This window comes from Pseudomonas sp. JAI120 (genome assembly GCF_014207255.1).
Classification (GTDB): domain Bacteria; phylum Pseudomonadota; class Gammaproteobacteria; order Pseudomonadales; family Pseudomonadaceae; genus Aquipseudomonas.
Window position 1 is genome coordinate 413,875 of sequence record NZ_JACHCZ010000003.1, and the last position, 20,316, is coordinate 434,190.

The 20,316-nt window shown below is 60.9% G+C and carries 22 protein-coding genes and 1 pseudogene; 9 read left to right on the forward strand and 14 right to left on the reverse strand.

Features of this window, described 5'->3' with window-relative positions; translation table 11 throughout:
• The first annotated feature begins 6 nt into the window (after window positions 1-6).
• Genes HDC32_RS19430 through HDC32_RS19440 form a run of 3 tightly spaced genes read left to right on the forward strand, consistent with a single transcriptional unit; the run spans window position 7 to window position 1,745 of the window.
• Window positions 7-378: a YcfL family protein gene (locus tag HDC32_RS19430; protein WP_184745183.1), complete on the forward strand. Its 372-nt coding sequence runs from the start codon at window positions 7-9 to the stop codon at window positions 376-378.
• 35 nt (window positions 379-413) lie between these two features.
• Complete coding sequence (gene lpoB / locus HDC32_RS19435; RefSeq protein ID WP_131697603.1) at window positions 414-1,001, forward strand: penicillin-binding protein activator LpoB; 588 nt, start codon at window positions 414-416, stop codon at window positions 999-1,001.
• A 3-nt stretch (window positions 1,002-1,004) separates the two neighbouring features.
• Window positions 1,005-1,745: a penicillin-binding protein activator LpoB gene (locus HDC32_RS19440; protein WP_131697604.1), complete on the forward strand. Its 741-nt coding sequence runs from the start codon at window positions 1,005-1,007 to the stop codon at window positions 1,743-1,745.
• Between the two features lie 151 nt (window positions 1,746-1,896).
• Here HDC32_RS19440 and HDC32_RS19445 read toward each other — a convergent pair whose 3' ends face one another.
• The 3 genes from HDC32_RS19445 to HDC32_RS19455 form a co-directional block, all read right to left on the reverse strand.
• Window positions 1,897-2,529, reverse strand: a complete 633-nt coding sequence (locus HDC32_RS19445) for a LysE family transporter (protein ID WP_131697605.1) — start codon at window positions 2,527-2,529, stop codon at window positions 1,897-1,899.
• Window positions 2,530-2,620: 91 nt separating this feature from the next.
• Window positions 2,621-3,193 (reverse strand): mechanosensitive ion channel family protein, encoded by a 573-nt coding sequence (locus tag HDC32_RS19450; protein ID WP_145337436.1) that lies wholly within the window; start codon window positions 3,191-3,193, stop codon window positions 2,621-2,623.
• Window positions 3,193-5,103: an ATP-binding cassette domain-containing protein gene (locus HDC32_RS19455; RefSeq protein WP_131697607.1), complete on the reverse strand. Its 1,911-nt coding sequence runs from the start codon at window positions 5,101-5,103 to the stop codon at window positions 3,193-3,195. The genes HDC32_RS19450 and HDC32_RS19455 overlap by 1 nt, the downstream gene beginning before the upstream one ends.
• A gap of 50 nt (window positions 5,104-5,153) precedes the next feature.
• On the opposite strand from HDC32_RS19455, the gene HDC32_RS19460 reads away from it, so the two are divergent.
• Window positions 5,154-5,618, forward strand: a complete 465-nt coding sequence (locus HDC32_RS19460) for a TIGR02444 family protein (protein WP_145337435.1) — start codon at window positions 5,154-5,156, stop codon at window positions 5,616-5,618.
• Here HDC32_RS19460 and HDC32_RS19465 read toward each other — a convergent pair.
• Window positions 5,615-6,772 (reverse strand): AlgP family protein, encoded by a 1,158-nt coding sequence (locus HDC32_RS19465; RefSeq protein WP_184745185.1) that lies wholly within the window; start codon window positions 6,770-6,772, stop codon window positions 5,615-5,617. The two genes, HDC32_RS19460 and HDC32_RS19465, sit on opposite strands and share 4 nt — an antisense overlap.
• 192 nt (window positions 6,773-6,964) lie before the next feature.
• Here HDC32_RS19465 and HDC32_RS19470 point away from each other — a divergent pair, with 192 nt between their 5' ends.
• Window positions 6,965-7,642 (forward strand): FKBP-type peptidyl-prolyl cis-trans isomerase, encoded by a 678-nt coding sequence (locus tag HDC32_RS19470; RefSeq protein WP_145337433.1) that lies wholly within the window; start codon window positions 6,965-6,967, stop codon window positions 7,640-7,642.
• 53 nt (window positions 7,643-7,695) lie between these two features.
• Here HDC32_RS19470 and rsd read toward each other — a convergent pair whose 3' ends face one another.
• The 8 genes and pseudogenes from rsd to HDC32_RS32495 form a co-directional block, all read right to left on the reverse strand.
• Window positions 7,696-8,154 (reverse strand): sigma D regulator, encoded by a 459-nt coding sequence (rsd, locus tag HDC32_RS19475; protein ID WP_131697611.1) that lies wholly within the window; start codon window positions 8,152-8,154, stop codon window positions 7,696-7,698.
• Between the two features lie 209 nt (window positions 8,155-8,363).
• On the reverse strand, window positions 8,364-8,885 hold the full coding sequence (locus tag HDC32_RS19480; RefSeq protein ID WP_131697612.1) for a disulfide bond formation protein B: 522 nt from the start codon (window positions 8,883-8,885) through the stop codon (window positions 8,364-8,366).
• Window positions 8,886-9,122: 237 nt separating this feature from the next.
• Window positions 9,123-10,364 (reverse strand): heme biosynthesis protein HemY, encoded by a 1,242-nt coding sequence (locus tag HDC32_RS19485; protein ID WP_131697613.1) that lies wholly within the window; start codon window positions 10,362-10,364, stop codon window positions 9,123-9,125.
• A gap of 5 nt (window positions 10,365-10,369) precedes the next feature.
• Window positions 10,370-11,494, reverse strand: a complete 1,125-nt coding sequence (locus tag HDC32_RS32100) for a uroporphyrinogen-III C-methyltransferase (protein ID WP_259244238.1) — start codon at window positions 11,492-11,494, stop codon at window positions 10,370-10,372.
• A gap of 18 nt (window positions 11,495-11,512) precedes the next feature.
• A complete protein-coding gene (locus HDC32_RS32105; protein WP_311771977.1) occupies window positions 11,513-12,271 on the reverse strand; it encodes a uroporphyrinogen-III synthase in 759 nt (252 codons plus the stop codon).
• Complete coding sequence (hemC, locus tag HDC32_RS19495) at window positions 12,268-13,209, reverse strand: hydroxymethylbilane synthase (RefSeq protein WP_131697614.1); 942 nt, start codon at window positions 13,207-13,209, stop codon at window positions 12,268-12,270. Before hemC ends, HDC32_RS32105 begins: the two co-directional genes overlap by 4 nt.
• 137 nt (window positions 13,210-13,346) lie before the next feature.
• Window positions 13,347-14,093, reverse strand: coding sequence for a LytTR family DNA-binding domain-containing protein (locus HDC32_RS19500; protein WP_131697615.1), 747 nt, complete (start codon window positions 14,091-14,093; stop codon window positions 13,347-13,349).
• Window positions 14,090-14,206 (reverse strand): annotated as a pseudogene (locus HDC32_RS32495) (sensor histidine kinase); the annotation flags it as partial. The gene HDC32_RS19500 and the pseudogene HDC32_RS32495, both read right to left, overlap by 4 nt.
• 389 nt (window positions 14,207-14,595) lie before the next feature.
• On the opposite strand from HDC32_RS32495, the gene argH reads away from it, so the two are divergent.
• Window positions 14,596-15,990, forward strand: coding sequence for an argininosuccinate lyase (gene argH / locus HDC32_RS19505; RefSeq protein WP_131697616.1), 1,395 nt, complete (start codon window positions 14,596-14,598; stop codon window positions 15,988-15,990).
• A gap of 40 nt (window positions 15,991-16,030) precedes the next feature.
• On the opposite strand, the gene HDC32_RS19510 is transcribed toward argH, so the two are convergent.
• Window positions 16,031-16,174 carry a hypothetical protein gene (locus HDC32_RS19510; protein WP_405046452.1) on the reverse strand — a complete coding sequence of 48 codons (144 nt, stop codon included), beginning with the start codon at window positions 16,172-16,174 and terminating at the stop codon, window positions 16,031-16,033.
• A 91-nt stretch (window positions 16,175-16,265) separates the two neighbouring features.
• Here HDC32_RS19510 and HDC32_RS19515 point away from each other — a divergent pair, with 91 nt between their 5' ends.
• The 3 genes from HDC32_RS19515 to HDC32_RS19525 all read left to right on the forward strand — a co-directional run bounded on the left by HDC32_RS19515 (window position 16,266) and on the right by HDC32_RS19525 (window position 19,909).
• Entirely contained in the window at window positions 16,266-16,550 is a 285-nt protein-coding gene (locus tag HDC32_RS19515; protein WP_065926681.1) for a hypothetical protein, read from the forward strand.
• A gap of 95 nt (window positions 16,551-16,645) precedes the next feature.
• Complete coding sequence (locus HDC32_RS19520; protein WP_145337429.1) at window positions 16,646-16,900, forward strand: TIGR02647 family protein; 255 nt, start codon at window positions 16,646-16,648, stop codon at window positions 16,898-16,900.
• A 168-nt stretch (window positions 16,901-17,068) separates the two neighbouring features.
• Complete coding sequence (locus HDC32_RS19525) at window positions 17,069-19,909, forward strand: class I adenylate cyclase (protein WP_184745187.1); 2,841 nt, start codon at window positions 17,069-17,071, stop codon at window positions 19,907-19,909.
• Here the strand turns inward: HDC32_RS19525 and rnk are convergent.
• A complete protein-coding gene (gene rnk, locus HDC32_RS19530; RefSeq protein ID WP_131697619.1) occupies window positions 19,906-20,316 on the reverse strand; it encodes a nucleoside diphosphate kinase regulator in 411 nt (136 codons plus the stop codon). The two genes, HDC32_RS19525 and rnk, sit on opposite strands and share 4 nt — an antisense overlap.

A 20,316-nucleotide genomic window follows, 5' to 3' on the forward strand; every position in this document is an offset into this window, starting at 1 on the left:
CACGCTATGCGTCACTTCATCCTCGGCGCCCTGGCGCTGGTCCTGCTTGCCGGCTGCGCGACCCAGCCGCCGCCGGAACCTGGCAGTGCTGCGAGCAAAATCGTGGTGATGGGCAAGTTCAAGGGCATCGCGGTCGGCGCCATTCGTGTGGCCCGCGAGAACGGTTTCCTTACCGCCAAGGTGCAACTGAGCAACATCACCAGCAGTAACCAGATGATGTATTACCGCTTCGCCTGGCTGGGCGCCGATGGTTTCCCCGTAGGCGATGAAGAGCCCTGGAAGGTGCTGAACCTGTACGCCAACCAGGCGACCTTCCTGCCCGCCATTGCCAATGTGCCCCAGGCCGCGGACTTCCGCCTTGAAGTCAAAACCCCTTGAGCCGTTCATTCTTTTTGCTGCTGAGAGATTTCCCCATGTTTGTACGTTTCTCGATTCTCGCCGTGGTTGCCGTCCTGGCCAGCGGTTGCGCGAACACCTCCCCGGTACTGGGCGGTAAAAATATCAGCTACGGCGACACCAAGGCCGTGGAACTGGTGACCAACGAGTTCGGCTCCACCGACCTGCAGATGATTGCCGAAAGCATGACCCGCTCCCTGGCCCAGTCCGGCATCCTGCAAGGCCGCCCGGTGGTGCAGGTGTATGACGTAAAGAACAAGACCAGCGAGTACATCGATACCCGTGAGATCACCACGTCGATCAAGACCCAACTGATGAAGACCGGCACCGCACGCTTCGCCAGTGACAACACCGACATGCAGAGCCAGGTCGACCAGCTCAAGCTGCAGAACCAGAGCGGCTTGTACAAGAAGTCCACCGTCAGCAAAACCGGCAACATGGTCGCCGCCAAGTACCGCCTGGAAGGCTCCATCAGCTCCATCGTCAAGCGCAGTTCGGACTACAAGGACGTGTTCTACAAGTTCAGCCTGCAGCTGATCGACGTCGAGAGCGGCCTGGCTGAATGGATGGACGAAAAAGAAATCCGCAAGACCACGGAGCGCTAAGCGATGCGTGCATGGATTGGTTTGATCGGCCTGCTTTGCGCCTTTGGCGCCTCGGCCGCGCCCAAAATCGCGGTGACTGACCTGGCCTACCAGGCGCGGGTCGAGGAGTACATCCACCAGGTTTCGGCCAGCAACAACTTCCAGGCAAGCAGCTACAACGCCAGCGGTGCATCGAACTACAGCGAGTACGAGAGCCGTAGCAGCTACATCGAACAGACCGAGCTGCGTAAATTCAGCGGTGATATCAAGGGCGAAATCCTCAAGTCCCGCCAGTTCCAGCTGGTGCAGGGCACGCCCTACACCGCCGATGCCAAAGGTGACGTCTATGACGTGATCAAGCGCATCAAGGCCGGTAACTTCAAGGGCGCGGACTACGTGCTGTTCGGCACGCTGTCAGACATCGACTTCACCCAGGACATCAACGCCCTGGACCACACCAACAGCTACTCGGCGGTGCTGGGCCTGACGCTGGTGGCGGATTTCAGCCTGATCAACACCCGCACCTACGAAATCACCTCGGCGTTTACCGCCATGGGCGAAGGCCAGGACACCAAGCTGGTGAACAGCCGCGACATACGCGTGAGCCTGAACCGGCCGCGCGTGGTGAAGGAGGTGTCGAAGGCGCTGGGTGAGGACGTGGCACGGCAACTGGCGGAACAGTTGGGCGGCGGCTATCAAGAGCCTGGCCAGCCGGCGTTGCGTAATAACCTGCCAAGGGATGAAGCGCCGAAGATCCTGCGCTGAAGGGTAATCCTTTGGAAACACATAACCAATGTGGGAGGGGGCTTGCTCCCGATAGCAGGGTGTCAGTCAGCTTAGCTGTAGCTGAGACACCGCCATCGGGGGCAAGCCCCCTCCCACACTTTTAATGCGGTTTCTTCAGAGGTTCCGAGGTTTACGCCGTTGCGCGATGCAAGCTGGCCAGGAAACCCGCAGCCCCCACGAACAACCCGGCAAACGTACGGTTCACGCGCTTCTGCTGCTTGGGCGTGCGCAACAGGCGCAGGACTTTGGACGCCAACCCCGTATACCCCGCCATTACGACCATATCGACGCTGATCATCGTCGCACCGATGATCAGGTACTGGACCAGCAGCGGCGCCTGCGGATTCACGAACTGCGGCAGCACCGCGAGCATGAACACCAGGGCCTTGGGGTTGCTGGCGTTGACCAGGAAACCCCGGAACATCATCGCCATCGGCTTGCCGAGCGGGCGTATCGCCGCGTCATCGGCCATGTCCATGGGCAAGGCACGCCATTGCTTGACGGCCAGGTACACAAGGTACGCCACACCAAACCATTTGATCGCATAGAACGCGGTCGACGACGCCGCCAGAATGGCACCCAAACCGCCCGCCACCACGGCAATCTGCATTGCCAGGCCCAGTTGCAGGCCAATGGCGTTCCAGTAACCGCGCAGGAAACCGTATTGCAGGCCGCTGGACATTGAAGCGATGGCGCCGGCGCCAGGGGACAGGGAGATGATCCAACTTGCCAGGAAAAAGGCCAGCCACGTGTCGAGTGCCATTGCACACCTCGGGAAAGAGTCAGCGATTGTTGTGCCTTAAGCTAACTCCGCCGACCAGAGGCTGGCTATAGATTTTTACAGGATGTAAACGCTAGCGGTCGCCCGAGAACACATGGGTACCTGGCCAACGCCGCACCGAGCGCTGGAAGAACAAGCTGTTGGGCACCTGTACGATGGCGCTGTCGGTGCCTGCTGCTTCCACTTCGATCAGCGTGGTGTAGAGCAAGTTGATCGCCACTACCCTGCCCTTCACTCCTGGCTTGTCGACGGTATCCACCAACTCGACGATGTCACCGAGGCGAAATGGCCCGACGGTAAAGATCAGGATCGCGCACAGCAGGTTGGACAACACCGACCACATGGCGAAGAACGCCACTGCCGCCACCGCGACAAACCCCGACAGTGCGGTCCACAATACCGTGGCGGACACACCCAGCCGGCCCAGCACAAAGATCAACGCACTGCCCATGATCAGCCAACGCAATCCACCACGCAGCGGCATCAGCAATTGCGGCGGGAACGGGTAGCGCTCACCCAGGCGTGTCAGGCCCTTGGCGACAAACCGCTGGGCGAGGTAGCCGGCCAGCAGGATCAGCAGGATTTGCACGCCGATCCATACAGGCTCGATCCATTGCGCAGGCAACGGCAGTTGCAAGGCTTCCATCAGGACAGCGCCTCCAGCTCCGCTTGCAGGGTTTCCAGCAGTTCGAGGGCTTCCATCCAGGTTTCCTCCAATTGCCCTTCGCGGACCTTGAGCTTGGCCTGTTCAGCCAGCAGGTCGCGCAGCTCATCCTTGCGTGCCGCCTCGTACACGGCGCTGTCACCCAGGCTGGCTTCGATCCTGGCCAGGCGCTCGTGCACCTTGCCCAACTCGGCCTCAAGCTTGTCGGCTTCGCGCTTGTGCGGCGCCAACTGCTGGCGCAGTGCGGCAGCGGCCTGGCGCTGGGCTTTCTTGTCGGTCTTGTCCGGGTTGACCGGGGTGTTGCTGACCGGCGCATTGCGCAGGCGGTAATCCGTGAGCCAGCGCGCGTAGTCGTCCAGGTCACCGTCGAACTCTTCGACTTTGCCATCCGCTACCAGCAGGAAGTTGTCGGTGGTGCTCTTGAGCAAGTGGCGATCGTGAGACACCACCAGTACCGCACCGCTGAACTCCTGCAAGGCCATGGTCAGCGCCAGGCGCATTTCCAGGTCGAGGTGGTTGGTCGGTTCGTCGAGCAGCAGCAGGTTCGGGCGGTCCCAGGCAATGAGCGCCAGGGCCAGGCGGGCTTTTTCGCCACCGGAGAAGTTCAGCACCGGCTCATCGATGCGCGCGCCACGGAAGTCAAAGCCACCGAGGAAGTCGCGCAGGGTTTGCTCGCGCTCGGTCGGCGCCAGGCGTTGCAGGTGCAGCAACGGGCTGGCCTTGGCGTCGAGGGAGTCCAACTGATGCTGGGCGAAATAGCCCACCACCAGGTTCTCGCCACGGGTCAGGCGACCGGCCAGGGGTTGCAGCTCGCCCGAGAGGTTCTTGATCAGCGTTGACTTGCCCGCGCCGTTAGGGCCGAGCAAACCAATGCGTGCACCCGGGGTGAGCTGCAGCTTGACCTTCTCCAGGATGGTTTTCTCGCCATAACCCAGGCGGGCATCCGAAAGATCCAGCAAGGGGCTGGAGATCTTCACCGACTCGCGGAACACAAAGTCGAACGGCGAATCGACGTGGGCCGCCGACAGTTCTTCCATGCGCTCCAGGGCCTTGATCCGGCTCTGGGCCTGGCGGGCCTTGGTGGCCTGGGCCTTGAACCGGGCGATGTAGCTTTCCATGTGCGCACGCTGCGCCTGCTGCTTCTCGAACGCCTGCTGCTGCTGGGCCAGGCGCTCGGCACGCGCACGTTCGAACGCGGTGTAGCCGCCACGGTAGAGGGTGATTTTCTTCTGTTCGACGTGGGCGATGTTGTCGACCACGGCGTCAAGGAAATCCCGGTCGTGGGAAATCAGCAGCAAGGTGCCCTGATAGCTCTTGAGGAAGTCTTCCAGCCACAGGATCGCATCGAGGTCCAAGTGGTTGGTCGGTTCGTCGAGCAGCAACAGGTCCGAGGGGCACATCAGCGCCTGGGCCAAATTAAGGCGCATGCGCCAGCCACCGGAGAAGTCGGCGACCGGGCGGTCCATCTGTTCGTTGGTGAAGCCAAGGCCGGCGAGCATCTTGCGGGCGCGGGCGTCGGCGGTGTAGCCGTCGGCACTGTCGAGTTCCGCATGCAGGCGGGCCTGGGCGGCGCCGTCCTGGGCTTTCTCGGCTTCGGCCAGGTCGTGTTGCACCTGGCGCAGACGCAGGTCGCCATCGAGGACGTAGTCGATCGCGATGCGGTCCAGGGTGTCGATCTCCTGGCGCATATGGGCGATGCGCCAGTCGGCCGGCAGCAAGCAGTCCCCGGAATCAGGGGTCAGCTCACCCAGCAGCAGGGCGAACAACGTGGATTTGCCGGCGCCGTTGGCACCGATCAGGCCGGCTTTGTGACCGGCGTGCAGGGTCAGCTCGGCGTCTTCGAGAAGACGTTGCGGGCCACGCTGTAATGTTAGGCTTTGAAGTCGGATCATAATGGCGGCGGAGTCTACCAGCTTCGTTGGCCGCTGGCTTGGGTGTGAATATGTGCGCTGACCTGTGGAGCTTTGCCCTCTCGACTTACGCCCGGCCGGGCGTCGAAACCGTCTGCCTGCGCTTGCAAGAGCAAGGGGCGGACGTGTGCCTGTTGCTTTGCGGCGCGTGGCTGGAACAGCGGGGTGCGGCATTTGAGCCTGAACGTATGCGAACGCTTCAACAGCTAGCCCGTCCGTGGCAGGCACAGGTGATCGAACCGTTGCGGCAGTTGCGTGTGCAATGGCGCGCCATGGCGCAACAGGATGAGCCCCTGGCGGCGTTACGCGAGCGGGTCAAAGCCCTGGAACTGGATGCCGAACGGCAATTGCTGACGCGCCTGGAAGCGTTGGCGCAGGCATGGCCGAAAGGGGAGACGACTCAACAGAGGTGGTTGGAAGGACTGGCGGCTGAGGATGCCGCCAACCTTGACCATGACGCACTGCAGCAGCTGCGCGTCATGATCACCGGCACTTAGGAAGCGCTGGTTGGGGTGGTGCCTGGCGCTACCGGTGCAGGAGTGCTGCTGGCCGATGCGGTTGAAGCGGTGGACGCTGCGGGGGTTGCAGCAGGTGCAGCTGGCTTGGCCGGTGCTGGTTTTGCAGCAGCAGGCTTTGCAACTGGCTTGGCGGCTGGCTTGACAGCAGCAGGTTTGGCAGCCGGCTTGGCGGCTGGTTTTGCAGCAGCGGTTTTGGCAGCTGGCTTCGCGGCTGGTTTTGCAGCGGCGGTTTTGGCAACTGGCTTCGCGGCCGGTTTTGCAGCAGCAGTTTTGGCAGCTGGCTTCGCGGCTGGTTTTGCTGCAGCGGTTTTAGCAACTGGTTTCGCGGCTGGTTTTGCTGCAGCAGTTTTGGCAGCTGGCTTCGCGGCTGGTTTTGCTGCAGCGGTTTTGGCAGCTGGCTTCGCGGCTGGTTTTGCAGCAGCGGTTTTAGCAACTGGCTTCGCGGCTGGTTTTGCAGCAGCAGTTTTGGCAGCTGGCTTCGCGGCTGGTTTTGCAGCAGCGGTTTTGGCGGCTGGCTTCGCGGCTGGTTTTGCAGCAGCGGTTTTAGCAACTGGCTTCGCGGCTGGTTTTGCAGCAGCAGTTTTGGCAGCTGGCTTGGCGGCTGGTTTTGCAGCAGCGGTTTTGGCAGTTGGCTTGGCGGCTGGTTTTGCAGCAGCAGTTTTGGCAACTGGCTTGGCGGCTGGTTTTGCAGCAGCAGTTTTGGCAACTGGCTTGGCGGCCGCTTTAGCCGGTGCACGAGCACCCAGCACTTTCGCTACGGCTTCCTTCACACGACCAACGCCCTGGGCCAATTTCAGGCTTTCTTGAGCATCTTTTTTGAGTTGGGAAATGTAGGTGCGGGTTTCAGCTTGACGATCCTTGAGAGCATCCAGCAGGTCTTCGAGTTCTTTTACCGCGTCTTTGGCTTTGGCTTGTGCCTTGGCCTTGCCGGCAGTAGCAGCGTCTTGCAGTTTGGTGCGGGATTTATGCAGCTTTTCTTGCGCTTTACCGCGTTGTTTTTCCAGCTTGGCGAGCAGTTTTTCTGCATCGGCCAACGCTTGGGAACATGCGCTTTCCAGATGTTCGAGCAAGCTGCCCGAAAGTTGTTGGAGTAAATGCAACGGGGTATTTACAGGCTTCTGTTTGGCCGACATGGTTTACCTCCTGGCTGACGTGGGTGCGGCTCATACTAGCCCTCTGCTCTTACCGCCGCTAGGGCATGTTGACAGTATCGTTTGCGTTGCGTTGCAACGTGCGAAAATTCTTATCGATATAACGAAAACAAGCGGCACTTTTTACGCACCGGCACTGGCATAATCCGTCGCACTTTCGGCAGGAGAATGCCCATGTCGCGTTACCTTTTTCTTGTGCTGGGCCTGGCGATTTCTGCGGCCAATGCGAGCGAGCAATCACCGTCAAAAACCACGCCCCAAGACCAGCACGACCTCGCCTACAGCCTGGGCGCCAGCCTCGGTGAGCGTCTGCGCCAGGAAGTCCCGGGCCTGCAGATCCAGGCCTTGATCGACGGCCTCAAACAAGCCTATCAAGGCAAGCCGCTGGTGTTGGATAACGCGCGCATCGAACAGATTCTTGCCCAGCATGAGGCACAGGCCGAAGCCGACGTCCAAACCCCAAAAAGTGAACAGGCGCTCGCCGCCGAGCAGCAGTTTTTAACCAAGGAAAAAGCCGCGAAAGGGGTACGCGAGTTGGCCGATGGAATCCTGCTCACGGAACTGACGCCCGGCAGTGGTAACAAGCCTGGCGCGAATGATCAGGTTCAAGTGAACTACGTTGGGCGATTGCCCGATGGCACGGTCTTCGATCAGAGCACACAACCCCAGTGGTTTCGCCTGGACAGTGTGATCAGTGGTTGGAGCAGCGCGTTGCAGCAGATGCCGGTCGGGGCCAAATGGCGCCTGGTGATCCCATCGACCCAGGCCTATGGTGCCGACGGTGCCGGTGAGTTGATCCCGCCCTATACGCCTCTGATATTCGAGATCGAATTGCTCGACACCCGTCACTGACCCAATAAAAAACGGCGCGCCATGCGCACCGTTTTTTATCTCGCCAGCAATGATCAAGCCTGAGTGGCAGCTTCTTCCTTATGAGCGTTGTGGAGCACTTCGATCAGGCAATCTTCCAGTTCGAAACGCTCATGGAGCAGGCCACCCAACTCCTTGAATTTCTCAGCAACGCACTGGCCGGCATCACACAGGTCGGTGAACGCCAGCAGTTTCTCGGTAATGACATCGATGCGCGGATAAATAGTCTCGGCCAAGTCAAGACCACGCTTATCATCGAAGGCTTCCGCCTCTTTGGTCAGCTGCTCGTAGACACCGAAATGGCCAGCAGACACATAGTCCACCAACACTTCACAGAACTCCTGCAACGGCTTGCGATTCTCAGCCAGCGCCTCGGGCTTGGCGCCAAGAGCATCAAAGGCCCGAACCAGTTCGTGACGTGCCTTCAACCAGCTGTCGATCAGCTTGTGCACCCCACCCCAGCGTTCCTGAGCATTCTGACAACTTTCCAGCATGATGATCTCTCTTCCCTATAGGGGCGCTGCCGCCTGATGCCCACGCAACACTTCAAGGATAAAACAGCAGCGGGACAAGGCCGCGTCTGACAAACGGTTTCGATAACGCGTGCGGGCCAGATTATGCCCCCACGACTATGGCTTCAAGGTACGCAGGAGAGAAAGTTCATACAAGTGTTTAATCCCTTCCTACAAACTGCGGCCTCCGCTCAGCGCCTTGCTGAGCGCAACGGACGACTCAAAAACAGTCGGGAAAACTGCATGACACCGAGGATCAACATGCCCAGGAAGAACAGCAGGCTCCACTCGGGAAGGCTCAGGTCAAACAGCGTCCAGCTTATTTCCATGCAATCGACAGTGCCTTTGACCGTCAATTGCAACGCCTGCCACAGCGACAGGTTTTCGATCATGTGACTGAGACTGGGCCAACAATCGGCGGCTTGATCCGGTGCGGCATTTTGCAGCAGCACCTGCCGTACGGCGGTGATGGCACCCAACAACGCACATGCCATGCTCGTAAACCCATACAGGTAAAAAGTGGAGCGCCTGGGGTTGTGGAGGGCGGCGACCAGATTGATCAGCGTGAAGGCAGCCAGAAAGGCCCGCTGCATCTGACACAGGAAACAAGGGCGTAACGAGGCACCGAACTCAAGATAGAAGGACGCACCCAACGTCAGCGCACCCGCCATGAACGCAAGGAAAAACAAGGAGCGTGAAGGGGCCAAAGACATGCTTTATCCGCATCGCGAGAGGTAGGTCGTTACGTTAGAGGAAAGGCCTGACCCCTTTCAATACGCGCCAGAGCAGACGATTCCGTGAGAACGTAGGGACATCCCGTCAGAGGATGGAAGACTTGAAGCGCATGAGCGTAGGAGTATGCTTCAAAGCCTCTCAGGGCCGGCATATGCGCAGCATTGAAGGGCTGGCTGTCAGACGGATCTGAACCAGCCCTCGACTTCTTTCCTACATCAAACTCGGGCAGGAACTGGCAGCGGAGACGCCAACAAGCGGTTATCCAATAAGCCCAGGCCTTCCTGGAACAGTTGGTTGCTGCGCTCAGTGTCGCCCAACTGGGCCAACAGCCGCGCCAATTCGGCACAGGCCTCGGGATTACGCTGTACCTGCAGGCTGCTTTCCAGGTAATCCCGCGCCTTGCCCCACAGGCTGTTTTGCAGACACAGACGACCCAACGTCAACAACAGGCTGGCATCGCCCGGATGGTCCTTGAGCCAGCCTTCGGCAAATTTCAATTGCCGGGCCGGGTCACTGCCGCGCAGCAGGCCGTAGAGACGAATCAGGTGGCTGTCGTAGCCGCGCTTGATAGCACCGCGCAACGCCTCCTCCGCCTTGGTATCGGCGCCCAATTGACGCAGTTGTTCGGCATAGGCCAAGACCAGTTGCGGCTCCTGGCGCTGGGCGGAAGTGAGTTGTTGCCAAGCCCGCTCAAGAGATTGCAAGCCGGCTTCGCCCTGCTCTTCGCGCTGGGCCGCCAGGCTCAGGTTCTCCCCCCAGGCACGACGCTCCAGTTCGGCCAATTCGCCGGCAGGCAACACCTTGTCCTTGCGCAGCTCCGGCAACAGGCGGATCACCGACGACCAGTCGCCACGCTGCTGGTGCAGGCGCTGCAATTGGCGCAGCACTTGGCCGTTGTGGGGATGACGCTCGTGCATGGCCTGCAAGGTGGTGAGCGCGCCGTCAGTGTCGCCACGGTCCAACTGCAACTGCGCATGGCTCAAGGCAACCGCCAGCTCGGCTTGGGGCTGACGCTCCAGAGCGCGCTCAAGCAAACCGTCCGACTCTTCATAACGGCCCTGCTCATTCGCCGCCCGGGCCGCGCCCAGGTAGTACAGCAATGGCTGGCGCTCGGCTTCGGCGGCACGGTGCAGGTGACGTTCCGCACTGGCCCAACGTCCTTCGGCGAGGTCCATCTGGCCCTGTTCGATGGCAATCTGCACGCGGCGACTGCGGTTACGTCGCGACCACGGGTTAACCACGCCACCCGAGGTGGTGACCAGGCTCAGCAATACGCGGATCAAGTAGATGGCCAGGCCGAAGACAAACACCGCCACCACGGTAGCCCACAGGCTCGACTCGTAGTGCAGCACATGAGGGTAGGTAATCAGCACGTAGCCGGTGTGTTTCGAAATGCCCACAGCCAGTGCCAGGGCGATTGCAATCGCCAGCACCAGGATCACATAGAAACGCTTCATCGGTTCTACTCCTGCTTCGCCGACGTGGCCGCCGGCGTGGACGCTGCCTTGGCTTCGTCAGCAGACAAATGACGACGCTCGAGGTACGCCTGCACTGCGGCCAGGCTCGCCGCCAAATCGGGTGTCACTACCGAGACAGCTTTAGGCTCAAGCTCGGCGATACGCGCCAGCATCGCCTTGCTCTGCGGGTTGTCCTGGTTGAAGTTGTCCTGCAACACGCTGCGTGCTTCACCCAGCGAACGGCTGTACACCGCCGACTCACCATTGAGCGCCGCCCATTGCGCTTGTTCCAGGGCCAGGCTCAGGGCCAGGCGCACTTGGTTCAAGCCCTGGCCGGCAAGCAGCGGCCGGATGTTGTCATCAGGGTTGAAGTCGATGCGGAAGTAGCGGGAGATCTGTTCCCACCACTGGCTCCATCGGTTGTCGGTATCGGTGCTCGGGCGCCCCTGGGATGCGGGCTCGGTCAGTTGATACTCGGGGGCAATGGCCGCCAGTTGCACGACCTGATCACGCAAGGCCGCCAATTGCAGATACAGCCCGGTGCGGTCCGGCTGCTCAGTACTGCGCAACGCGGCAAGGCTCTTGGCCAACTGTTCGCGGGCAGCGTAGGAGCCTGGATCGCTTTGCTCGCGAAGAATCTCGTCGGCACCCTGGACCAGCGCCTGGGCGCTGTTGATGTCCTGCAAGGCAGACAAGCGCAAACTCGCCAGGCGAATCAAGTGTTCGGCCTCAGCCAAGCGCCAATCCTTGCGGCTGGCACCCAGCACGGTTTCCAGGCGCTGGCTCAAGCGCTGCTGGTCACCCTGCAACTGGGCCACCAGGCGACGGCGCTCCTCGAGCTCATCCGCACCCGGCAGCTGCGCCAGGCGTGCAGCCAGTTGCTGCTGGCTTTGCTTGAGGGTCTGGGATTGGTCGTCCAGGGTCTGCACTTGGCCCAGCTGTTGCTGGCTGCTGGCTTGCAGGGCACGGACCTGCCAGATCCCCCAACCGCCGGCGGCAACACCCGCAGCGCCAAGCAGCAGGGCGACAACTGCCAGGCCATTGCCGCGGCGCGGCGCGGTGACCGGTGACTCAACCGGCGCATCAAGTGCGGGTTGGGTTTCATCTTTAGGCAAGGCTGTTTCGCTCACGTATCCGTCCTTTGCGTATCAGAGAGTGGGAACGGCATGACTCCGTAACGCCACTAACAAAGCCGCGGCGCTCGCGCCGCGACAATCCACAACTTTTTCTGCGCCAGCGGCCCGCGCCATCTCGGCGACTCGGGGGCTGGGCACGAACAACGGCAGCTGTGCCACCTGTGGCCAATCGGGTCCGGCCAAGGCTTGCAGGTGCAAAAAACCCTGCCCACTGCTGACCACCAGGCCGTTCAAGCGTTCCAACTGGATGCGCCGGGTCAGTACACCCGTGTCGTAAGTCGGCAGGAAACGGCGATACAACTCCAGGTAGTCGACACTAGCACCTTGCTCGCGCAAACGCTCAGCCAGCAGCTCCCGCCCCCCCTCGCCGCGCAGGATCAAAACCCGCGCACCGGGCCGTGCGATAGCCTCGCGCAACGCAGGCAATTGAAGCAAGGCCTCGCTGTCGTCGCCGGTTTGGGGATAGTGAACGCAGAGGCCGTGATCAGCCAGGACCTGCGCGGTGGCCGCACCGACGCTGAACCACGACAGTTGCGGCCAGGCTTGATCCAACTGTTGTACGGCAAGCCGCGCCGCCGGTTTGCTCACCACGATCACCGCACAATAGCGGCCAAGATCGCCGAAGATGGCCTGTTGTTCGGGGGTAACGGGTAACGGCTCGATGTCCAGCAAAGGCAGGCTGCTGCTGAGGATACCGGCTTCGGACAACGCCGCCGCCAGGGCTGCCGATTCCTCGGCAGGCCGTGTCAGCAGCACTCGCCAGTCGGTCACTGCGGGCCGGCCTCGCCGTAGACCTTTTGCAGAATGGCGCCAGCCCCCTTGTCCAACAGCTCTTCAGCCACCTGGACACCCAAGGCGACGGCATCACGTTGCGGACCACGGACTTCGGCAGTCAGCAGAGTGCCCCCTTCCGGATCCCCAACCAGGCCACGCAGCCACAGGTTTTCACCTTCGAGCACGGCGTAACAGGCGATCGGCACCTGACAGCCACCGTTGAGGTGCTTGTTCAGGGCGCGTTCGGCCGTGACGCGCACTTCAGTATCGTGGTGATCCAGGGGTTTGAGCAGAGCGTGGATTTCACTGTCGGCGGTGCGGCATTCAATGCCCACGGCGCCTTGCCCACCAGCAGGCAGACTGTCTTCGACGCTGATGGCCGAGGTGATGCGGTCTTCGAAGCCCAAACGGATCAGGCCGGCGGCAGCGAGGATGATCGCGTCATACTCACCGGCATCGAGCTTGGCCAGGCGGGTGTTGACGTTGCCACGCAGGAAGCGAATCTGCAGGTCCGGACGACGGGTCAACAATTGTGCCTGGCGACGCAGGCTGGAGGTGCCGACAATGCTGCCCAGAGGCAAGTCATCCAAGGACGCGAAGGTGTTGGAAACGAAGGCATCACGCGGGTCTTCACGTTCACAGATGCAAAACAGGCCCAGGCCTTCGGGGAAGTCCATGGGCACGTCTTTCATTGAATGCACAGCGATGTCGGCTTCGTTTTCCAGCAGCGCTGTTTCCAGTTCCTTGACGAACAGGCCCTTGCCGCCGATCTTCGACAGCGGCGAGTCCAGCAGCTTGTCGCCGCGACTGACCATGGGCACCAGGGTCACCTTGAGGCCGGGATGGGCCTGCTCAAGACGTGCTTTGACGTATTCGGCCTGCCACAAGGCCAGGGCGCTTTTACGGGTGGCGATGCGGATTTCGCGAGAGGACATGGATCAATCCGTACTGAATAGATACGGCAGATAATAACAGCTCAGGCAAATACGCTTTGATTTGAATCAGCAAGTGCGGGGCCTCCCTGGCCACGTCGCACCGGGATAATGAATACAGTCTCGCCAAAACCCCCGGGCTAAAGCTGCTGCATCATCTTGCGCACGCCGGCGACATGGCGTCGGCTGACAATCAACGCATCCCCGTTAAGCCCTTTGAGGAACAACTGAAAGTGCCCGAGGGGCGTGCGCTGCAGGCGCTCGATCCGCTCGCGGGCCACTAGCGCGTTACGGTGAATACGCACGAAGCGGTCACCGAACTCATCCTCAAGGGCCTTGAGCGGCTCATCTAGCAACACTTCACCGGCCTCATGTCGCAAGGTCACGTACTTGTGATCGGCAATGAAGTAGACCACCTGGTTCAAAGGGATCAGCTCGATGCCTTTGCGTGTGCGGGCACTGATATGGCTGCGCGGCCCGTTACCACTTTGGGCGGCCGGCTGGGTCAGGGCAGCAAGCTGGGTGCGGTTGGGGCGTTCAGCTTTCTTCAGGGCCCTGAGCAAGGCTTCGGCAGTCACCGGCTTGACCACGAAGCTGACACCACTGGCCTCCAGTGTCTGCGCGGCAAACTCTTCCTGCGCCGCAAATAACACCACGGCGGGTGGCGATTCGCGCTCACTCAGTCGGGCGGCAACTTGCAGGCCATCAAGGCCCGGCATGCGGATATCGAGCAACACCACGTCCGGCTTGAGGCTGTCGATCAACGTCAACGCCTCCTCTCCGCTGGTGGCACTCGGTTCAAGGACTGTATAACCCTCGAGATCACTGACCAAACGGCTCAGTCGCTCGCGGGCTTGGGGTTCGTCATCAACGATCAGGACATTCATATAGCGCTGGATTCCTGCGTGAGTCTCGCACAAGGATAGCGTAGACAGGTGCGGTGACTTGCGTCACAGCGATCCACGCTAAGACTAGCGCGAGCGGCAAAAAGTGCCCTGACAGCGGCACCCATATTTACCCGGACCTGTTCAATAGCGCCCAAGACCTGCTGCCTTCGGGCATCGTCGTAGGGTTTGCTGATGCACAATCCGAATACCCCCCTTTTAAATGGATAGTCAGGCTCTGACCGCATTACCCGACTTTGGTGCATTCACACACTATCAGTCCAACTGTAGACGCTCGCCGAGACGATATTGCTCAATCGTCAAATATCGTATCAATAAGCAGCTGCCTCCAGTCTCGTCCTGGACGCGGTCGGCGGCAAGGCACTTAGCCATCCTTTGCACAAATAAAAATGCCGACGACCCGCAGCACCGCCTCCAAGGGCAACCCTGTTATTATCGCCGCCACACTTTCATGCCTCTTAATAAGCAGACCACGAGCGAATCCATGAGCACCGACAAGACCAACCAGTCCTGGGGCGGCCGCTTCAGTGAACCCGTCGACGCCTTCGTCGCCCGCTTCACCGCCTCCGTCACCTTTGACCAGCGCCTGTACCGCCACGACATCATGGGCTCCATCGCCCATGCGACGATGCTGGCCAAGGTCGGCGTGCTGACCGACGCCGAGCGCGACAGCATCATCGATGGCCTGACCACCATCCGCGGTGAGATCGAAGCCGGTACGTTCGACTGGCGTGTCGACCTGGAAGACGTGCACATGAACATCGAGGCCCGCCTCACCGACCGTATCGGTGTGACCGGCAAGAAACTGCACACCGGTCGTAGCCGTAACGATCAGGTGGCCACCGACATCCGCCTGTGGCTGCGCGACGAAATCGACCTGATCCTGGCCGAAATCACCCGCTTGCAGAAAGGTTTGCTGGAGCAGGCTGAGCGTGAGGCGGACACCATCATGCCCGGCTTCACCCACCTGCAAACCGCACAACCGGTGACCTTCGGTCACCACCTGCTGGCCTGGTTCGAAATGCTCAGCCGCGACTACGAGCGCCTGGTGGATTGCCGCAAGCGCGCCAATCGCATGCCGCTCGGCAGCGCCGCCCTGGCCGGCACCACGTACCCGATCGACCGTGAGTACACCGCACAACTGCTGGGCTTCGACGCCGTCGGCGGCAACTCTCTGGACGGCGTATCGGACCGCGATTTCGCCATCGAATTCTGCGCCGCCGCCAGCATTGCGATGATGCATCTGTCGCGTTTCTCCGAAGAGCTGGTGCTGTGGACCAGTGCGCAATTCCAGTTCATCGACCTGCCGGACCGCTTCTGCACCGGCAGCTCGATCATGCCGCAAAAGAAAAACCCCGACGTGCCCGAGCTGGTGCGTGGCAAGAGCGGCCGTGTATTCGGCGCACTGATGGGCCTGCTGACCCTGATGAAAGGCCAGCCTTTGGCCTACAACAAGGACAACCAGGAAGACAAGGAACCGCTGTTCGACGCCGCCGACACCCTGCGCGATTCGCTGCGCGCGTTTGCCGACATGATCCCGGCGATCAAGCCCAAGCACGCGATCATGCGTGAAGCGGCCCTGCGCGGTTTCTCCACGGCGACTGACCTGGCGGACTACCTGGTACGCCGTGGCCTGCCGTTCCGCGACTGCCACGAGATCGTTGGCCATGCGGTGAAGTACGGCGTGGACACCGGCAAGGACCTGGCGGAAATGAGCCTGGAAGAACTGCGCCAGTTCAGTGACCAGATCGAACAGGACGTGTTTGCCGTGTTGACCCTGGAAGGCTCGGTGAATGCCCGTAACCACGTGGGCGGTACCGCGCCGGCGCAGGTGAAGGCAGCCGTCTTGCGCGGCCAGGCCCTGCTCGCCAGTCGCTAAAAAAATGTGTGAGGGGGGCAAGCCCCCCTCACACACTTGATCACTTTTTGGCCGCATTCATCGCCATGAACGCCGGCATCGCTGCTTCCCTGTCCGCCGCCACCTTCTGCGCATTGGGCATGGCAGGCAGCCTCTCCAGAAACAGCTTCTCGCCCACCGCACAGGCGAGGTTCACGCTGTACATGAAGCCGCTGCAAGCGTTATAGCCCGCCTGGCCAGCAGCATCACCTGCCTGAATGGGGGTAGACTGGCGCCCTTTCCTTGAGGAGCCTGCCATGAGCGAGCCGACCGATATCGACAGCGACGAAGAAGAGTTCACCGAAAACACCTTGATCGAAGCGATCGAAAACCAGATCGAAAGCGACAACCCACCTGCCGCCAAGGCCACTTTCAACAAACTGACTCTGGTGGGTTATGAGCGTGAGGAGATCCTGAATCTCATGGCTCATGTGTTGGCTTTCGAGATCGACGCGATGCTGGATGATGACCGCGCATTCAATACCGAATGGTATGAAACAGCGCTGCGGGCACTGCCTGAGCTGCCTCCCGAAAAGGAATAATCCCGGCACACCGCAACACGCTGGACAGTTCGGCAAAGTGCGTTCACCTTATGGTCTGCTAGCCTCTAATAAATTTTAGAAAGTCTGGAGTCCTTATGTCGTATACCCCTGAGTTGGTTGCCGAACTGGAAATCCTTGCACTCTTCAACCTGGGTAGCTCCCAGGAAGGTCTGAAAGTCCACCAGACCGCCGCTCCCACTGCCATCGCTGCTGCCCGGCGCCTGTATGACAAAGACTTGATCGACCAGCCAGATGGCGGTTATCTGACCAGCCTTGGCCGGGATGCTGCCGAGCACGCACAAAGCCTGCTGACTATTCTGACGACCGCCGCGACCAAAGAAGCCGCCTGATACTTGATACCGCCCATGGAGTCCGCCCCGTGCGGATTCCGAGGGCGTTGCTGTGGGAACGAGAAAATTCTGACGTCAAAAACCATTTCCCTCTAAACCTCCTGCACTACTGAATGTAAACTCCTACATGGCCGCCCATGTCGGGCCCTGCGAGCCACCGAGTTCGACATGACCCGCACCCATGAAATCCGCCCTGACCTGGACGAAGGCATCGACCGCAAGGTGCTGGCCCAATTGCGCGCGCGCTTCATGGCCCTCAATGAAGGTCGCATGGCTCGTGCCGTCGAAGGGCTGACGCCGCGCCAGCAAAGCGTGCTGACCCTGCTGCCGCTGTTTTTTCACGTCAATCATCCGCTGTTGCCAGGTTACGTATCGGGCAGCACGCCAGCCGGGCTGTCGAACTTCGAGCCCGACGCCCAGGCCCTGACCGAAGCCCAGCGCTTGACCCGCTCGTTCTCTTACAAGCCGCGTACGGTTAATCAACCCAAACCGATCCATGGCCTGTTCCTGATGGGCAGCCTCGGCACCCTGGCCCAGGCCGATCAGAGTGACATGGATGTGTGGGTGTGCCACGCCCCCGACCTGGGTGAAAACGAGCTCGCGGAGCTGCGCAAAAAATGCCAACTGCTGGAAGCCTGGGCCCTCACGATGGGCGCCGAGGCACACTTCTTCCTGATCGAGCCGACGCGCTTCGTACTCGGCGAGCGCGATACGCAGCTGAGCTCCGACGACTGCGGCACGACCCAGCACTACCTGTTGTTGGACGAGTTCTACCGCACAGCCATCTGGCTGGCCGGGCGCACGCCGATCTGGTGGCTGGTGCCGGTGTATGAAGAAACCCGCTATGCGGAATTCACCCACACACTGATCTCAAAACGTTTTATCCGCGCCGATGAAACCCTCGACCTCGGCCACCTGGCGCGCATCCCTCCCGGTGAATTCATTGGTGCCGGGCTGTGGCAACTGTTCAAGGGCATCGAGTCGCCGTACAAATCGGTACTCAAGCTGCTGCTGACCGAGGTCTACGCCAGCGAGCACCCGAACGTGCATTGCCTGAGCCTGCGCTTCAAGCGCGCGGTGTTCGCCAACCAGATGGACCTGGATGAGCTGGACCCGTACATCGTGGTGTACCGCCGTATCGAGGAATACCTCCGGGCACGCAACGAGCCCGAGCGCCTGGAACTGGTGCGCCGCGCCTTGTACCTGAAGGTCAACCGCAAACTCAGCGCCGGTCAGCGCAATGCCAGCTGGCAACGGCTGTTGCTGGAACGCCTGGCCCATGAGTGGGGCTGGGACCAGCGCCAACTGGCGCTGCTGGACAGCCGCAGCCAGTGGAAAGTACGCCAGGTGGCCTCCGAGCGCCGGGCCCTGGTCAGCGAGCTGAACTACAGCTATCGCTTCCTGACCCAATTCGCCCGTACCGAACAGACCGTCAGCCTGATCAACAAGCGTGACCTCAATGTGCTCGGTCGGCGCCTGTACGCAGCCTTTGAACGCAAGGCGGGCAAAGTCGAATTCATCAACCCCGGCATCGCCCCGGACCTGGCCGAAGACACCCTGACCCTGGTGCAATCGCCCAACCGCAAGGAGCCCGGCCAGCACCACTGGGGCCTGTACAACGGCAACCTCACGGCCCTGGAGTGGGAGCACTTCGCGCCGATCAAGCGCAGCCGCGACCTGCTGGAAATGCTCACCTGGTGCCACCGCAACGGCGTCATCGACAGCAGCACCCGCCTGGCGCTGCACCCCGGCACCAGCGACATGACCGAATTCGAGCTGTTCAACCTGCTGGGCAGCCTGCAACAGACGATCGCCCTTCCCCTGGCCAGCGTTGATGAAGCGCGCCTGCTGCGCTCGGCGGTGCCCGAGGAAGTGTTGCTGCTGATCAACGTCGGCGTCGACCCACTCAAGCATCATCGCGACCTGAATATCCTGATGACGACGGAGCGCACCGATTCCCTGAGTTATGCCGGTGTGCGCGACAACCTCGTACTGACCCTGGACCAGGTCACCCTCAACAGTTGGAACGAGGTGATGGTCAGCCGCTACGACGGCCCGCACGCCCTGCTCGATTGCCTGCGCGACTACCTCAATCAACTGCCGTCAGATCACTTGCCACGCCTGCGGGTACGCTGTTTTTGCCATAACCGTGCGCAATTCATTGCCCAGCGCGTGGAAGAAGTCTTCGATACCGCGCAAAACCTGCTGCTGGGTCAAGGCAACCACCGCTACTTGCTCCAAGTGCAGCAGCACTATCACGTGATGGAGTTGATGCCGGGCCAGGCCACCCACGTATCGCTGGCGACCCAGGATGCACTGGTCGCCTATCTCAGCGAGGAGCTGGCCAGCTACAGCCCGCTGCATCTGGATGCCATGGCCCTGGAAGACCACGACCTGGCGCTGTTGCTGCCCATGGGCATGGCCGATTGCGTGCAGGTGTTCTACCGGGTCAACGAAGGCTTCGCCGAGCTGTATGTGCTGGATGAGTTCAACGCGCTCTGGCAGCAGAGCTTGCCGTTTCATGATGAGCAGAGCCTGTTGGCACCGCTGCAGCGCTTTTTGCAGTCGATCATCTATCGCCGGGAAGCGCTGTCGCCTTTGGATACGCAACAACCGTTGGGCGAGGTGCAAACCTTGTACTACCAACTGTTGCCGTCGGGAGGCACGCGCGCGCGCGGCGTCGAGCCGCGGCCGGCCCCGCAAAATCCCGCCAACAAACCGTTTTATGACGTGCAGGCGATTATCGGCAAGGCGGCGCAGGGCCAGGTGGGCATTACCCTGTACTGCAATCAGCGGGAATTTTCAGAACTGGAATTCGGCGACCAGCTCTTTGCCGTGGTCGCCCAGGAGATCGTCGGTCAACGCCGGGAAGCCGAGCGCTACCGCTGCTACATCACCGACCTCGACCTGTCGGGGCTGCTCGGTGATGTGCAAAGCCCAAGCAATTTGTATCTGCGCTACAAGGCCGAGCTGGAGCTCGCGCTGAATGAAGCGCTGAGCCAGATTTAGAGAGGGAAGGCACCGCCATCTTTCGGCTGGCCTTCAACGCTGAGCAGTTCAAGCTTGAGGGTCTTGCCACCCGGTGCCGGCCAATCGATGTGCTGCCCTACCTGCAAGCCAAGCAAGGCACTGCCCACCGGGGCCAGGACCGAAATCTTGCCTGCATCTGCGTTCGCATCTTTCGGGTAGACCAGGGTCAGGTGGTAGTCCTTGCCGCTGCCTTGCTCACGGCAATGCACGCTGGAGTTCATGGTCACGACCGTTGCAGGCACTTCATCGTGGCCAACCACTTCTTCGGCGCGGTCGAGTTCGGCTTGCAGCGCAATAACGCCCGGCTGCGTCTCGTCCATACGGTCGATCAATTGCTCAAGACGCTGCACATCAAGACGGGTGAGGATGATGGAAGGTGCGGTCAT

Excerpts from the sequence above, each read along its gene's own strand:
- HDC32_RS19430 (WP_184745183.1), top strand. The coding sequence starts at position 7 with ATGCGTCACTTCATCCTCGGCGCCCTGGCGCTGGTCCTGCTTGCCGGC.
- lpoB (WP_131697603.1), top strand. The coding sequence starts at position 414 with ATGTTTGTACGTTTCTCGATTCTCGCCGTGGTTGCCGTCCTGGCCAGC.
- HDC32_RS19440 (WP_131697604.1), top strand. The coding sequence starts at position 1,005 with ATGCGTGCATGGATTGGTTTGATCGGCCTGCTTTGCGCCTTTGGCGCC.
- HDC32_RS19445 (WP_131697605.1), bottom strand. The coding sequence starts at position 2,529 with ATGGCACTCGACACGTGGCTGGCCTTTTTCCTGGCAAGTTGGATCATC.
- HDC32_RS19450 (WP_145337436.1), bottom strand. The coding sequence starts at position 3,193 with ATGGAAGCCTTGCAACTGCCGTTGCCTGCGCAATGGATCGAGCCTGTA.
- HDC32_RS19455 (WP_131697607.1), bottom strand. The coding sequence starts at position 5,103 with ATGATCCGACTTCAAAGCCTAACATTACAGCGTGGCCCGCAACGTCTT.
- HDC32_RS19460 (WP_145337435.1), top strand. The coding sequence starts at position 5,154 with ATGTGCGCTGACCTGTGGAGCTTTGCCCTCTCGACTTACGCCCGGCCG.
- HDC32_RS19465 (WP_184745185.1), bottom strand. The coding sequence starts at position 6,772 with ATGTCGGCCAAACAGAAGCCTGTAAATACCCCGTTGCATTTACTCCAA.
- HDC32_RS19470 (WP_145337433.1), top strand. The coding sequence starts at position 6,965 with ATGTCGCGTTACCTTTTTCTTGTGCTGGGCCTGGCGATTTCTGCGGCC.
- rsd (WP_131697611.1), bottom strand. The coding sequence starts at position 8,154 with ATGCTGGAAAGTTGTCAGAATGCTCAGGAACGCTGGGGTGGGGTGCAC.
- HDC32_RS19480 (WP_131697612.1), bottom strand. The coding sequence starts at position 8,885 with ATGTCTTTGGCCCCTTCACGCTCCTTGTTTTTCCTTGCGTTCATGGCG.
- HDC32_RS19485 (WP_131697613.1), bottom strand. The coding sequence starts at position 10,364 with ATGAAGCGTTTCTATGTGATCCTGGTGCTGGCGATTGCAATCGCCCTG.
- hemC (WP_131697614.1), bottom strand. The coding sequence starts at position 13,209 with ATGTCCTCTCGCGAAATCCGCATCGCCACCCGTAAAAGCGCCCTGGCC.
- HDC32_RS19500 (WP_131697615.1), bottom strand. The coding sequence starts at position 14,093 with ATGAATGTCCTGATCGTTGATGACGAACCCCAAGCCCGCGAGCGACTG.
- argH (WP_131697616.1), top strand. The coding sequence starts at position 14,596 with ATGAGCACCGACAAGACCAACCAGTCCTGGGGCGGCCGCTTCAGTGAA.
- HDC32_RS19510 (WP_405046452.1), bottom strand. The coding sequence starts at position 16,174 with ATGTACAGCGTGAACCTCGCCTGTGCGGTGGGCGAGAAGCTGTTTCTG.
- HDC32_RS19515 (WP_065926681.1), top strand. The coding sequence starts at position 16,266 with ATGAGCGAGCCGACCGATATCGACAGCGACGAAGAAGAGTTCACCGAA.
- HDC32_RS19520 (WP_145337429.1), top strand. The coding sequence starts at position 16,646 with ATGTCGTATACCCCTGAGTTGGTTGCCGAACTGGAAATCCTTGCACTC.
- HDC32_RS19525 (WP_184745187.1), top strand. The coding sequence starts at position 17,069 with ATGACCCGCACCCATGAAATCCGCCCTGACCTGGACGAAGGCATCGAC.
- rnk (WP_131697619.1), bottom strand. The coding sequence starts at position 20,316 with ATGACCGCACCTTCCATCATCCTCACCCGTCTTGATGTGCAGCGTCTT.